At 67.7% G+C, this 12,788-nt stretch carries 11 protein-coding genes; 8 read left to right on the top strand and 3 right to left on the bottom strand.

Features of this window, described 5'->3' with window-relative positions:
• Nucleotides 1-218: 218 nt before the first annotated feature.
• From ACIA8E_RS32970 to ACIA8E_RS32960, 3 genes are all read left to right on the top strand, one after another.
• On the top strand, nt 219-587 hold the full coding sequence (locus tag ACIA8E_RS32970) for an IPT/TIG domain-containing protein (protein ID WP_399303628.1): 369 nt from the start codon (nt 219-221) through the stop codon (nt 585-587).
• A gap of 231 nt (nt 588-818) precedes the next feature.
• Entirely contained in the window at nt 819-2,135 is a 1,317-nt protein-coding gene (locus ACIA8E_RS32965; protein ID WP_399303644.1) for a ferric reductase-like transmembrane domain-containing protein, read from the top strand.
• Between the two features lie 13 nt (nt 2,136-2,148).
• The gene (locus tag ACIA8E_RS32960; RefSeq protein ID WP_399303626.1) at nt 2,149-2,349 is read left to right on the top strand and encodes a hypothetical protein; all 201 of its coding nucleotides are present in this window, start codon (nt 2,149-2,151) and stop codon (nt 2,347-2,349) included.
• Nucleotides 2,350-2,552: 203 nt separating this feature from the next.
• On the opposite strand, the gene ACIA8E_RS32955 is transcribed toward ACIA8E_RS32960, so the two are convergent.
• On the bottom strand, nt 2,553-3,419 hold the full coding sequence (locus ACIA8E_RS32955; RefSeq protein ID WP_399303624.1) for an arginase family protein: 867 nt from the start codon (nt 3,417-3,419) through the stop codon (nt 2,553-2,555).
• A 244-nt stretch (nt 3,420-3,663) separates the two neighbouring features.
• Here ACIA8E_RS32955 and ACIA8E_RS32950 point away from each other — a divergent pair, with 244 nt between their 5' ends.
• Nucleotides 3,664-4,353 (top strand): type 1 glutamine amidotransferase domain-containing protein, encoded by a 690-nt coding sequence (locus ACIA8E_RS32950; protein WP_399303622.1) that lies wholly within the window; start codon nt 3,664-3,666, stop codon nt 4,351-4,353.
• A 285-nt stretch (nt 4,354-4,638) separates the two neighbouring features.
• Here ACIA8E_RS32950 and ACIA8E_RS32945 read toward each other — a convergent pair whose 3' ends face one another.
• Complete coding sequence (locus ACIA8E_RS32945; RefSeq protein ID WP_399303620.1) at nt 4,639-5,226, bottom strand: ester cyclase; 588 nt, start codon at nt 5,224-5,226, stop codon at nt 4,639-4,641.
• A 100-nt stretch (nt 5,227-5,326) separates the two neighbouring features.
• On the opposite strand from ACIA8E_RS32945, the gene ACIA8E_RS32940 reads away from it, so the two are divergent.
• A complete protein-coding gene (locus tag ACIA8E_RS32940) occupies nt 5,327-5,938 on the top strand; it encodes a TetR/AcrR family transcriptional regulator (protein ID WP_399303618.1) in 612 nt (203 codons plus the stop codon).
• Nucleotides 5,939-6,233: 295 nt separating this feature from the next.
• Nucleotides 6,234-7,415: a TDT family transporter gene (locus ACIA8E_RS32935; protein WP_399303616.1), complete on the top strand. Its 1,182-nt coding sequence runs from the start codon at nt 6,234-6,236 to the stop codon at nt 7,413-7,415.
• A gap of 280 nt (nt 7,416-7,695) precedes the next feature.
• On the opposite strand, the gene ACIA8E_RS32930 is transcribed toward ACIA8E_RS32935, so the two are convergent.
• Nucleotides 7,696-8,145 (bottom strand): DUF6884 domain-containing protein, encoded by a 450-nt coding sequence (locus tag ACIA8E_RS32930; RefSeq protein WP_399303614.1) that lies wholly within the window; start codon nt 8,143-8,145, stop codon nt 7,696-7,698.
• Between the two features lie 519 nt (nt 8,146-8,664).
• Between ACIA8E_RS32930 and ACIA8E_RS32925 the strand changes: the two genes are divergently transcribed.
• On the top strand, nt 8,665-11,382 hold the full coding sequence (locus tag ACIA8E_RS32925) for a multifunctional oxoglutarate decarboxylase/oxoglutarate dehydrogenase thiamine pyrophosphate-binding subunit/dihydrolipoyllysine-residue succinyltransferase subunit (protein WP_399303612.1): 2,718 nt from the start codon (nt 8,665-8,667) through the stop codon (nt 11,380-11,382).
• A gap of 560 nt (nt 11,383-11,942) precedes the next feature.
• Nucleotides 11,943-12,686 (top strand): hypothetical protein, encoded by a 744-nt coding sequence (locus ACIA8E_RS32920; RefSeq protein WP_399303610.1) that lies wholly within the window; start codon nt 11,943-11,945, stop codon nt 12,684-12,686.
• The last annotated feature ends 102 nt before the right edge of the window (nt 12,687-12,788 follow it).

Raw genomic sequence — 12,788 nt, 5'->3', positions numbered from 1 at the left:
CGCGCTGACCACACAGGTGCCGTGCCCGTCTCCCGAGCCCCCGGTCCGGAAGCCATCCCGGGCCGGGGGCCCAACACTTCCTGACCAGTCACCCCCGACCCGACCGAGAGCGTTCTCCCGGCCCGGTCGGAGCCTGCGTGATGGGTGGCGGCAGGCGGATTCGGTCAGTAATCTCCCCGCCTCCCTTTTTGGGCGGAGCCACACCCTATGGAGACACCGTGGAAATCAGCGACCCCGCGAAGCAAGCGGTACGGCCCAGCGGCGCAGCCGCCGCCCCCGTCCTCGGTTCAGTCGTACCCAACAGCGCGCTCGCAGCAGGCAGCAGCACGGTCACATGGAATGGCAGCAGCTTCACCGGAGCCACCGCGGTCAACTTCGATGCCGCCCCCGCCCTCAGCTACTCGGTCGACAGCTCCGCTGCTCGGCTGCTGCCATCCAATCGGCAGATCGCATGCGAGCACCACGCGGCATCACGAAGCCTGCACCCCAACCACGACGGCATGGCGCCGCTCGTCAGACCGGCTTTCAGTAGCAGCGGGCTGATCAGAAGACGGCTGTCTCATAGGAGTTGTACGCCGCCGTCGTGATCGGAGCGAGGGCTGTCGGGCTCTCGGCTTAATCCTCGGTCAGAGGATCCTCAAGGGGACCTTAAGGATCATGAATATGCCTCTGAACAGCCTCTTTTCCTCGTCCTGCGCCTCTAGTCTCGCCGCGTGACGATCGAGGCAACTGACGATCCCCGGCATGCAGACGACCCGGCGCTCGCGGCGTATCCGGCGACGCAGCAACCGAAGGAACAAGGTCCGGTGTGCACCCGCGTGCCGGACCCCGCACGCCTGTCGCCACACGGTCTGAAGGCGACGCTCGGCGGCGGTGCCGCGGGCGTCGTCGCGCTCTGGGGCGCCCAAGTGAGGCCGTCGGCGCGGCTCGACGCGCTCTTTGCGACCGCTGCCCATCTCACCGGTCTGCTCGCCGGGTACGGCGTGCTCGTCATGCTGCTGCTCCTGGCGCGCGTGCCCGCGATCGAACATGGCATCGGCGCCGACCGGCTCGCGAGGTGGCACGGCCGCGGCGGACGGCATGTCCTGACACTGTGCCTGGCGCACATGATTTTCGCTCTGTGCGGATACGCCGCCCACACCGGCACCGATCTCTTCTCCGCCGCCAGGGACCTTCTCCGATACGGCGGGATCGCTGCCGCCGCTCTCGGTACCGCACTCCTGGTCGCCGTCGGCGTCACCTCCGCGCGTGCCGTGCGTGGACGGGTCACGCACGAGACCTGGCGGGCCGTGCACCTGCTCGTCTATTCGGCGGCCGCGCTCGCTTTCGCGCATCAGCTCGTGGGACCCGACATCGCGGGCAGCGTCCTCGCCGTCTGGCTGTGGGCGATGCTGCACGCCACCGTCGCCGTGTTGCTGCTCTGGTACCGAGGCGTCGTGCCCGTACGCCAGGCGCTGCGCCACAGCCTGCGTGTCCTCGATGTACGCCGTGAGGGGCCGGATGTCGTCTCCGTCGTCGTGCAGGGCATCGGGCTGGACGAACTTCGCGCCGAATCAGGCCAGTTCTTCCGCTGGCGCTTCCTCCAGCGCAGGCTCTGGCGCACCGCGCTGCCCTTCTCGCTGTCCGCGCCCGTCCGCGACGACACCCTGCGGATCACGGTCAAGGCGATCGGCGACCACACCCGGCGGATACGGCGGCTGAAGCCCGGCACCCGTGTGCTGGCCTCCGGTCCGTTCGGGGCGATGACCGCCCACCGCCGTACGCGGCGCAAGGTGCTGCTCATCGCGGGCGGTGTCGGAATCACGCCGATGCGGGCACTGTTCGAGACGCTGCCGGGCGGCCCGGGCGACATCACACTCCTCTACCGTGCGAACAACGCGGCCCAACTGGTGCTGCGTGAGGAGCTGGAGGCCATAGCCCGTACCCGGCAGGCCGGGCTGCGCTATCTCCTCGGGCCCTCCGACGCAGCCTTCGACCCGCTGGCGCCGCAGGCGCTGCGCAATCTGCTCCCCGACCTCGCCGAGTACGACGTGTATCTGTGCGGGCCGCCTGGCATGGCGGACGCAGCTACCGCCGCGCTCACCAGGGCGGGCGTCCCCGCAGAGCACATCCACTCCGAAAACTTCTCCTACTAGGGCAGGGATCCTCATGGCACGTCACCGCAGACCCCGCAGGGCCGGCCTCGGCGCCACCCACCGATCCCGCCGGCAGCTCGCCGCCGGGCTGGTCGGAGCGAGCGCGCTCGCCGCGACCCTGCTGACCCTGACCGTCGACCCGGCCGCCCCGCCCGCCGCGGACCGCTCACCCGCGGCAGGAACCTCGGACGTCGCTCGACAATCCCGCCATTGATGGGCGCCACCGGCCAGGGGCTGTCCCGTAATCCCTGGTGGATCAGCGCGCGGCGTCGGATGCGGTGCATCGCAAGGCGGAGGAGCGTCCTCAGACTGGGCGTATTCGGGCGTTCCGACAATGCAGCGAGGTGCCGTAGCTGTCGTCGTGCGCCCGCCAGGGACTACGGGACAGCCCTTAGGGGGACTGGTGAGGTCTCGCATTCAAGTGGCGAACGCACCTGCTTCGACACCGGCCAGCCGTCCCGCGAACGTCTTCGCCGCACCACCGTCACCCAGACCCACCCCGAAACCCCAGGGAGGCACCGTCGTCGTCCATCCCCGCGAAGTCGGCACCAACTTCGGTTCGCTTGAAAGCAACAAGGCGAGTTCGTCGGGCATGAGCCCTCCGGGGTCGGGGCTGTGGACGGCGGGCATGACGGAGGGGTCCAGCACGTCCGCGTCCAGACGCACCCAGAATCCCTCGGTCACGAGCACCTCAAGTACCTGCAGCACCGCGCCCGCCAGCTCCGCGGCGCCCCACTCCCGGAGCTCCCCGACCGTCGCGTTGGTGATCTTCAACTCTGTGAGCTCGGCCCGCTCTTCGTCGTAGTCCCGAATGCCGAAGACTCGTACGTCCTCGTCCCTGACATAGGGCTGCAGCCCTTCGAGGTTCATCAGGTCTGCCTGGCCGGGGCCGGTCGCGATGGCGAGCCCTTCGCCGCCCGCGGCACCGACACGGTCGGAGTTCCCGGGGTGCCGGAAGTCCGCGGATCCGTCGATGACGGCGAGTCCGTACCGCCCGATGCGACGGGGGGCGAGTGAGGCGCCGAGCTGGATGGAACAGTCCCCGCCGAGGACGACCGGGAAGTCCCCTGTCCGGACGTGGTGCTCGATGCGGTCGGCGAGCTTGCAGGTGTACGTGGCGATCGCCTCAGCGTTGAACACGCCGTCGCCCTCGTAGGCCCCGAGCCGCTGCACCAGCCGCTGCTCGCGCAGTGCGCCGGCGAGCTTGTAGCACCCGGGCACCGCGCCTTCGGTGGGCGGCCGGAGGCCGTTGGACGGGGCGTCAATGACGACGATGCGGCGCATCCGGCCATTCCGGAGGCTCCCCGACCTGTTCGACGCCGTCCGCAGCGATGCAGGGGTCGGGGTCGTCCTCGGCGGCACCCTCCATGAGTACCGCCATGTCGCCTGAACTGCCCGGATGGCATATTCGGCTCGTAGTCCGGCAGATCGGCTGCGACATGTGGCATGGATCATACTTCGACATAAGGTGTGTCTGTAATCAATCTCCGCCAACCAGATCAGATATGGATGAGGAGACGATTTTCCGATGGCGAAGCTACTTTTCGTGATGACTGGCGCGGCATACTGGACGCTCAAGGATGGCACCAGGCACGCGACGGGTTACTGGGCCGAGGAGTTCGCGGCCCCGTACAAGGCGCTCACCGAGGCCGGCCACCAGGTCGTGGTCGCCACCCCCAACGGGGTGGTCCCGACCGTGGACATGATGAGCCTGCGCCCCGAGATGGCCGGCAGCGCTCAGACCGCTCTCGATCTGGAGGCGATCATCCGCTCTGCAGAGGTGATGCGGCGGCCGATCCAATTGGCGGACGCCCGCCTGGAAGATTACGACGCCGTCTACTTCCCGGGCGGCCACGGCCCCATGGAAGACCTGTGCGTCGACGCGGACGCCGGACGGCTGCTGGCCGAGGCGCTCGCCGCCGGCAAGCCCCTCGCCATTGTCTGCCATGCCCCGGCCGCGATGCTGGCGACCAGGATCCTCGGCGTATCGCCCTTTGCCGGCTACCGGATCACGGCGTTCACCAACGAGGAAGAGAACGCGGTCGGGCTCGGCCCGCAGGCGCGCTGGTTGTTGGAGGACGAGCTCATCGACCTGGGAGTCGAGTTCACCAAGGGCGAGATGTGGAAGCCCTATACGGTGGTTGACCGCAACCTGTTCACCGGGCAGAACCCTGCCTCGGCAGCCGTCCTGGCCGAACGGCTGCTCAAGGTTCTTTGAGTGGCGTCGCCGCGGCTTGCGTACCGACGGGGGGCCTGCCGGCGATGTGGCCTGCGCCGCCAAGGGCTGTCCCGTAATCCCTGGTGGATCGGCGCGCGGTGTCGGATGCGCTGCATCGCAAGGCGGAGGGACGTCCCCATACTGGATGTATTCGGGTGTTCCGACAACGCGGCGAGGTGCCGTAGCTGTCGTCGTGCGCCCGCCAGGGGTTACGGGAGCCCTTAGGCCGTGGCCGTTGCTGTCCAGCAGGGCACAGCGGTCGCCGTTGACGGATTCTTGGAGACCTCAGCGGTTCGGGTGAGCCGTGTCGCGGAGCAGGGCGGCCGCGTCGGCTGCCTGGGTCGCGACCTGGGCGGCTGCGCGAGCGGCTCGTCCGGTCATCCGCCACGCGAGCATGCGCAGGACGGTGGCCGGGGCCGGGGGGAACACGCCGAGTTGGCCGAGCATGGTGATGTCGTCGCGTACTGCTTCGTGCCTGATCAACTTGCCGTCACGGAGGTCGAGTACGTGTACCTGCTCGAAATCGATTCTGCGTCCGGTCGGAGGGATGGCCTGGTCGAGGGATTCGTCCTTGAAGCGCACGAACGGGCCGGTGTGCCGTCCTTGCATGCGCAGCCGCACCCAGATCTGGTGGTCGTTGCGGGCGACGCCGAGGACGGGAAACCGTAGGTCGCTGAAGGCCGACCGCATCCACGCGCCCGAGGCAAGGACGCCTGCGGGGCCGGGGATCGCGCAGGCCGGGGGCGACACGGACGCTTCGCGGTTGCGGAAGTCTTCGCCCACCACGTCGGCGGCCAGAACCGGATCCCCTGTCTCGAGTATCCGGAAGAGCCCGTGGGCCAGTTCCGTGGTGTCCATTCCCATGACGTCCATCGCCTTCGCCTCGCTGTGTGATCCGTCGGGGCACATATTAGGGTTACAAGTCACCTAATGAATAGTGCGGCCATGTGATGATGTTGATTACGATGGCGTCATGTCGTCCAAGCGTGCCTACGTCTCCCCCTTGCGTGAGCAGGCCGCCGCGCAGACCCGCGCACTGATCCTCCAGCGGGCGGCCGAATTGTTCGCCGACCGCGGCTATGGCCGGGTGACCGTCGCGGACATCGCGGCGGCGGCTGGCGTCGCGTCGAAGACCGTCTTCGCGAGTGTCGGAAGCAAGGGCGACATCCTGGACCGGATCGTTGGTCAGGGCGTGGTCGCATCCGGTTACGAGCAGGCCATGCGGCAGGTGCTCGCCCTGCGGACACCGGAGGCGGTCCTGGAAGCGCTGGCGCGCGGTGCGCGGACGGGCAACGAGGGGCAGTTCACAGTGCACGAGGCGATCCGCAAGGCTCTGCCCGTCCATGAGGGCGGCGAGGTGCTGTGGGAGCGCGCCACGGCGGCTTACCGGGACGCGCTCCGCACCGCCGCCCGCCATCTGCACACCCTGACGCCGCCGCCTCCTTGCCCGGTGGAGGAGACGGCCGACCTCCTGTGGTTCTGGTTCGGCCCGACGGGCTGGCGCACGATGGTGGTGGAAAACGGCTGGTCATGGGACCGGGCCGAGGATTTCCTTCGCCACACCGCAGTCACCACTCTTTGCTGAGCACGCCGGGCTTCCAGGTGCGATGAGTGGAGCCCCTTTCTCGGCGGCGTCAGTCGTCACTCTGCGACAGACGACCGGTCGGTTACTCGTTGTTACGACTGTCGCGCCGCCGCCCGCCCCGCTTTGGGGTCTCGTCCGGCGACAACTCTGTCCGCGCCCTCTGCGCGGCAGTCAACGACACACCGGACCACCGATCTGATGGTCGGTATCCGAGGTAGCTCGATATGTGCTCTGAGCCCCTCACATCTGGACATGATCGACAGCGCTGACCCAACCCGGTCATAGGGTTCGGGTCATGAATTCCTCCTCGTCCGCCAGTCCTTTGTCTCCTACGGCGAACAGAACGACGCGTCCGGTAATTGGCCCGAGTTGGTTCGCGGCCGTTATGGGCACTGGCATCGTCGCAAACGCGGCGGTCACCCTGCCCCGGAGCTTCGACGGACTGCGGACTGCGGCCACGGTGGTCTGGCTGGGCGCAGCGCTCCTGCTGATGCTGCTGGCCGTCCGCTACCTCAGGCAGCGGACACTGCGCGTACACGCGGCTGATCCGATGGTGGTCCAGTTCTTCGGCGCACCGCCGATGGCGCTGCTCACGGTGGGCGCCGGGGCGCTGCTGCTCGGCCGATGGGTGATCGGGCTCGAGGCAGCGCTGGCTGTGGACTGGGTTCTCTGGTCGCTCGGCACCGTGCTCGGTCTTGTCACTGCCTGTGCGGTGCCTTATCGGATGGTCACCCGCCACCGCTTTGCGCCGGACGCGGCGTTCGGCGGCTGGCTGATGCCGGTGGTGCCGCCGATGGTCTCCGCGGCGACGGGTGCGCTGATCGTCCCGTACACACCGACCGGACAGCTGCGGCTCGCCCTGCTACTGGGCTGCTACGCGATGCTCGGGCTCGGCCTCGTTGCGACGCTGCTGGTGCTGGCCATGATCTACAGCCGCCTGGTGCACCATGACGCACCCACCGGAACGGTGGTGCCCACGGTGTGGATCGGCCTAGGGGCGTTGGGTCAGTCGGTGACGGCGCTCGGCGCGCTGGCCGTGGTGGCGCCGAGCGCGCTGCCCGCGCCCTACGCGCGGGGCACCGCGGTTTTCGCACTGCTCGGCGGAATCGTGGTGTGGGGCTTCGCCATGCTGTGGCTGGCGCTCGCCATAGGGCTGACTGCGCGGACCATCCGTGCCGGGCTGTCCTTCGCGCCCACTTGGTGGTCTTTCATCTTCCCGGTCGGCGCCTGCGTGACTGCTACCGGCGCCCTTGCTGCGCGGACCGGCTCGGAGCCATTCATCTGGACGGCCGTCGTGCTCTATGCGCTGCTCGTCATCGCCTGGGTGGTGGTGGCCGGCCACTCCCTGCGCCACGCCGCCAAACATGTGCGCCGCCGGCCTGTCGCCGGGCACGAGCGCCGACGGCCCGTCGACCGGCCAGGACGCCTTCGATCCGAGGTCGGCACACGGCGAGGGATGAACAACTCCTGTCACTGACAGGGCGTTTGAGGCGGACCCCGTCGTGGCTTTCGCCTGATCACCGGCGCAGTGGCTTTGGCGAGGTCACCCGCCCGGCAGCTGCCGTTCGCCACCAAGAGGGCGCTGTTCCGCGACGCGCTCAAGGCCATCGCCGAGCGCGTCGCGGAACCTGCTCACCAACACGAGGCTCCACAGCCACCAGTACGTCGCCTGCCATGCGCTGCGCACGTGTTCGTATGGCCACACAGCCATCCGCCAGGGGGCGAGCCACGTTCCAGCAGCCGTATGTGGCGTCACATCAGCTGCTGATCCGCCCATTGCGCAACACTGCGAGTCGGGCCATCTGCTCACCCATGCCGCGTGTCCCGGCCAGCGGCGTGCGGGCGTGCGGCCAGATGCCGCGGACGAGGCTGACATGTCGTGCGCCACCGAGTGCCACAACGGGTTCGAATCGCACGATGTCACGCAGAGTCGCCTGCTTCAGGAGGACTTGGTCCGTTATGGCGTCGGCAGCGCCATGGGCTGTGTCGTACGGCTCGATGACGTCGTCGAGGTCGAGAAGGCCGTAGCGTGCAGAGAGGATGAGCAGTTGGTCGGGCTGCAGTGCATCAGCCGCCTTACGGCACGCACGGTGATAGGAGCCGACATACATGTCTGCCGCTCGTGTACGCCGGCCCAGTTTGCGGCTACCGCACGGGATGACGACGAGTTCTGGTTTGAAGCAGTCGAGATAGTCGTTCGCTGTCATGCCTGTCGTCCTGCCTGTTCGCGTATGACGTGAGCGGTACTCGTGCTGTGCTCACCCGGTACGAGTCCCATCCGAGGCCGACGTCGCCGGATTGCCGACCGGGGACCGGGCATGCGAGACCGGCAGTGGGGTCGACCGGGCGGCGCCGTGAGGTCGCGACTCATCACTTACAACCAGGCTCTGGACCGCAGTGATGTCGGGTCGCGTGGACAACAAGCCCTCGGATCAGGACGCTCGGCAATAAGGCCTCAGCTGTGCGTCGGCGGCATTCCACACGGAGGCCACCTCGCTGCTGCAATGTCCTGATGTGACGCCGTTATGGCATTCCTGGGTATCTCCTTAAGCTCCCGCGACGGCATAGCGTCGGTGGTCCGACAAGGTCGGATGGTTTCGGATGGTTTCGCCTTCACGACGGATGTTCAGTGGAAGCGAAGTCCGCGGGCACGATGAGCGATGACCGGGCAGTCCGGGCGTGTCCACATCGGTAGTTCTGAATGAGGAAAGAAGGCGATCCACACAGTGGCGTCGCAATCACGCTTCGGCATCAACGAATGGCTCGTGGACGAGCAGTACGAGCGATACCTGCACGATCCCGGCTCGGTCGACCCGACCTGGAGGGAGTTCTTCGGCTCCCAGGTCCCCGTGGTCGGTCGACAGGCACGCAACGACGCGACGACCACGCATGACAGTACGGACGAGTCGGCGATCAAGGCGGTCCGCGTTGCCGCGCTCATCGAGGCGTATCGAGCCCGTGGACACCTGGTGGCCGATACCGACCCGCTCACGACAGGGCAGATGGTCGGACACCCGGAGCTCGACATCATGGAATTCGGGCTCCGAGACGACGACCTGCAAAGAGAGTTCGTCGTCGACGGATTTACCGGGCAGACCACCATGACTCTTCGCAACGTGCTGAATGCCCTGCAGGAATTCTACTGCCGTACCGTCGGCACCGAGTACATGCACATCCAAAGCTCCCAGGAACGTTGCTGGCTCCAGCAGCGGATCGAGTCGCCTCTGCCCCGGCCGGACGTCGCCGAACAATTGCAGATTCTCTACCGGTTGGGCGCGGCGGAGGCCTTCGAGACGTTCCTGCAGACCAAATATGTGGGCCACAAACGTTATTCGCTCGAAGGCGGCGAGTCGGCGATCGTGCTGCTCGACGCCCTACTGCTCCGCTCCATCAGGCAAGGGGTGAGGGAAGCGGTCATCGGGATGGCTCACCGAGGCCGGCTCAATGTTCTGGCCAACACCATCGGTAAGTCCTACGCAGAGATCTTCCATGAGTTCGAGGATGCAGCAGACATCCGGTCGGCCCAGGGATCCGGCGACGTGAAGTACCACCTCGGTGCGGAAGGGACCTACCGTGCCCTGGACGGCGGCGCCATCGCCGTCTCCGTCGTGGCGAACCCCTCGCATCTGGAGATCGTAGGGCCGGTGGCCCAGGGGGTGGTGCGCGCCAAGCAGGAGTCGGCCGCAGAAGGTGGCGCAGCCTTCCCCGTATTGCCGATCGTCGTCCACGGCGATGCCGCATTCGCCGGCCAGGGCGTGGTCTCCGAGACGCTGAACATGTCACAGCTGCCCGGCTACCGCACCGGCGGGACGGTCCACATCGTCATCAACAACCAGGTCGGCTTCACGACCTCACCCGCCGGCGGCCGTTCGAGCACCTACGCCACCGACGTGGCAAGGTCGGTCGAGGCCCCGATCTTCCACGTCAACGGAGACGACCCCGAGGCCGTTGTCCGGGTCGCACGCCTGGCCTTCGACTATCGTCAGATGTTCCACAAGGACGTCGTCGTCGATCTGATCTGCTACCGGCGCCACGGGCACAGCGAGGTCGATGATCCATCCATCACTCAGCCGGCGATGTACGACCGCATCGACGTCAGGGCTTCGGTGCGCAAGCTGTACGCCGAGGCACTGGTCCTCCGAGGGGACATCGGTGTGCGGCAGGTGGAAGGCGCATTGCGTGACTATCAGGGACACCTTGAGCGCGCCTTCACCGAGACGCGGGCGCCGGCGGTGCCCCTCTCCCCGAAGCCTGTGAACCCCGTGGACGCTCAGAATGCAGCCGCCCCCCAGGTGGTGACCGCGATCACGGAGGCGACCGCCCGGCACGTCATCGCTTCCCAGACCGGTATGCCGGGAGGGTTCACCGTGCACGCGCGTGTTCTTCCGCAGCTCCGGAGGCGTACCACGATGCTGGATGCGGGAACGATCGACTGGGCCACCGCAGAAGCACTGTCCATCGGGTCCCTGCTGCTGGACGGAGTTCCGGTGCGGCTGGCCGGGCAGGATTCCCGCCGCGGCACGTTCGGCCAACGGCACGCCGTGCTCATCGACCGGCGCACCGGGGTGGAGCACACGCCGCTGAGCTCCCTCGGCTCGCGGGCCGCGAGCTTTGCACCCTACGACTCGATGTTGTCCGAACTGGGAGCGCTGGCCTTCGAGTACGGCTACTCACTGGCGCGGCCCGACGCTCTGGTGCTGTGGGAGGCCCAGTTCGGCGACTTCGCCAACGGGGCCCAGACAGTCATCGACGAGTACATCTCGTCGTCCGAACAGAAATGGGGTCAGCGCTCCGGTGTGACGCTGCTGCTGCCGCACGGCTTGGAAGGGCAGGGGCCCGACCACTCCTCCGGCAGGATCGAGCGATTCCTTCAACTCTGCGCGCAGGGGAACATGACCGTCGCCATGCCCTCCCTGCCGGGCAACTACTTCCATCTGCTCAGGCAGCAAGCGCTCGGCGAGCGCAGAAGGCCACTGGTCGTCTTCACTCCGAAGTCGATGCTGCGGTCGAAGGCAGCCACCTCCAGGCTGACGGAGCTCACCACGGGCGCGTTCCGTCCTGTCATACCGGACGAGACGGTGGACACCGCTCGGATCAGGCGTGTGCTGGTGTGCTCGGGCAAGGTCTTCTACGACCTGGATGCCTATCGGCGAAGCGCTGACCTGTCGGACACGGCGATCGTCCGCCTGGAGCGGCTCTACCCGTTCCCGGAGGAGGAGATCAGCGCGGTACTCGCCGGTTTCCCCGCCGAAGCCGAGGTGCGATGGGTGCAGGAGGAGCCGGAGAACCAAGGAGCATGGTCCTTCGTGGGACCCTACGTGCACCGGCTGGCGGGTCGTCCCGTCGAAAGCGTCAGCCGCCCGCAGGCACCGGCCCCCGCCGTGGGGTCTGCCCGGCGGCATGCCGGGGAACAGAAGGATCTCGTGAAGTCAGCCTTCCACTGACGCTGCCGCCTACAACAGCGCCGAAGACGGGCCCCACGCACTACGGCCCGCGGCCCTTTTGTCCCGGACACCCCTCGGACCGGATCCGAGGGGTCCGAGTGGGCGAAGGCGCAGGGCGTCCATCCGCAGACCGCCCGCCGCTGGTTTCGTGAGGGAACGCTGCCGGTGCCTGCGATGCGGGTGGGTCCGCGCACGATCCTGGTGAACATCGAGGCCAACCAGGCCCTTGATGTCGTCGGTGGTGGGGTCTGTACGCCCGGGTCAAGCGGTTCGGGAACGAGACGATCCGCGTCACCCCCGACGGCGAAGTCTCGATCAAGCTGCCGACGCCGCTGAAGTGTCTCGCCAACGCGCCGCATGGCCGTTACGTCCTGTCCGCCCGCGTCACGTTCCCGTACCGGGGCGCCGAATGGGCCGACCGGATCACCGCGAACCGGGCCGTCGCGTACGAGATCCACCTCGACGTGCTCAGGGGCCGCTGGTACCTGACCGCATCCTGGAAGCGGTCTGCCATCCAGGCAATCCCCCTGGAGGCCGCGCGCGCCGGTGGGCTGATCGGCGTGGACACGAACGCCGACCACTTCGCCGCGTACCGACTCGATACGCCCGGCAACCCGGTCGGCGACCCTCACCGGTTCACGTACGACCTCACCGGCTCGGCAGACCATCGCGACGCGCAACTGCGCCACGCGTTCATCCAGTTGCTGCGCTGGGCCACCCGGACCGGCGTGACCGCGATCGCGGTCGAGGACCCGGACTTCTCCAACGGGAAGACACGCGAGAAATTCGGCCGCAAGAAGGGGTGCCGTCATCTCATCCATGGCATCCCCACCGCCAAGGTGAAGGCCCGGCTGGTGAACATGACCGCCGAGCACGGCCTCACCCTGATCGCCGTCGATGCCGCGTACACCTCGAAATGGGGTGCCGAGCACTGGAAGACGCCCCTGACCAACAGCAGACGTGCGATGACCCGCCATGACGCGGCGGGCATCGCGATCGGAAGGCGCGCCCTCGGGCACCCGATCCGGGATGGGGTCTCCCCTGCTCGAACGGAGTTGAGAGCTCGGGGAAGGACGAAACCGCCCCGCCACCGCCAGAGCGTTGGTGGCGGGCATCGGACCGTCCAGGCCGCGTCAGGGGCCCGGGGGCGTGAGGCACTCCGCCGGACACGAAACGGAACCAGCCCCCAGAGGGCGGCGACCGGCTGTGCGGTCACAGCGGAGAACCAGCGTGCCCAAGACCGTTCGGGACACGCGACTGAGCACGAGTCCTGGCAACACGACTCACTCCCGCTCAGTTCTTAGGAACGGTGTCCGGCTGCATGGGGCCTGTACGTCAGCACCATGCCGGCACAGCACCACTGCCTGGGCGTCCGACGGCCGTCAAGACGTCCGGCCGCGTCCGCA

Origin of the sequence: Streptomyces sp. NPDC051664 (assembly GCF_044453545.1) — a bacterium.
Taxonomy (GTDB): domain Bacteria; phylum Actinomycetota; class Actinomycetes; order Streptomycetales; family Streptomycetaceae; genus Streptomyces.
Note: the sequence above shows the minus strand (reverse complement) of the source record. Positions and strands in the feature narration are given on the sequence as shown.

Excerpts from the sequence above, each read along its gene's own strand:
- ACIA8E_RS32955 (WP_399303624.1), bottom strand. The coding sequence starts at position 3,419 with ATGCGCCGCATCGTCGTCATTGACGCCCCGTCCAACGGCCTCCGGCCG.
- ACIA8E_RS32945 (WP_399303620.1), bottom strand. The coding sequence starts at position 5,226 with ATGGACGTCATGGGAATGGACACCACGGAACTGGCCCACGGGCTCTTC.
- ACIA8E_RS32960 (WP_399303626.1), top strand. The coding sequence starts at position 2,149 with ATGGCACGTCACCGCAGACCCCGCAGGGCCGGCCTCGGCGCCACCCAC.
- ACIA8E_RS32950 (WP_399303622.1), top strand. The coding sequence starts at position 3,664 with ATGGCGAAGCTACTTTTCGTGATGACTGGCGCGGCATACTGGACGCTC.
- ACIA8E_RS32940 (WP_399303618.1), top strand. The coding sequence starts at position 5,327 with ATGTCGTCCAAGCGTGCCTACGTCTCCCCCTTGCGTGAGCAGGCCGCC.
- ACIA8E_RS32935 (WP_399303616.1), top strand. The coding sequence starts at position 6,234 with ATGAATTCCTCCTCGTCCGCCAGTCCTTTGTCTCCTACGGCGAACAGA.
- ACIA8E_RS32930 (WP_399303614.1), bottom strand. The coding sequence starts at position 8,145 with ATGACAGCGAACGACTATCTCGACTGCTTCAAACCAGAACTCGTCGTC.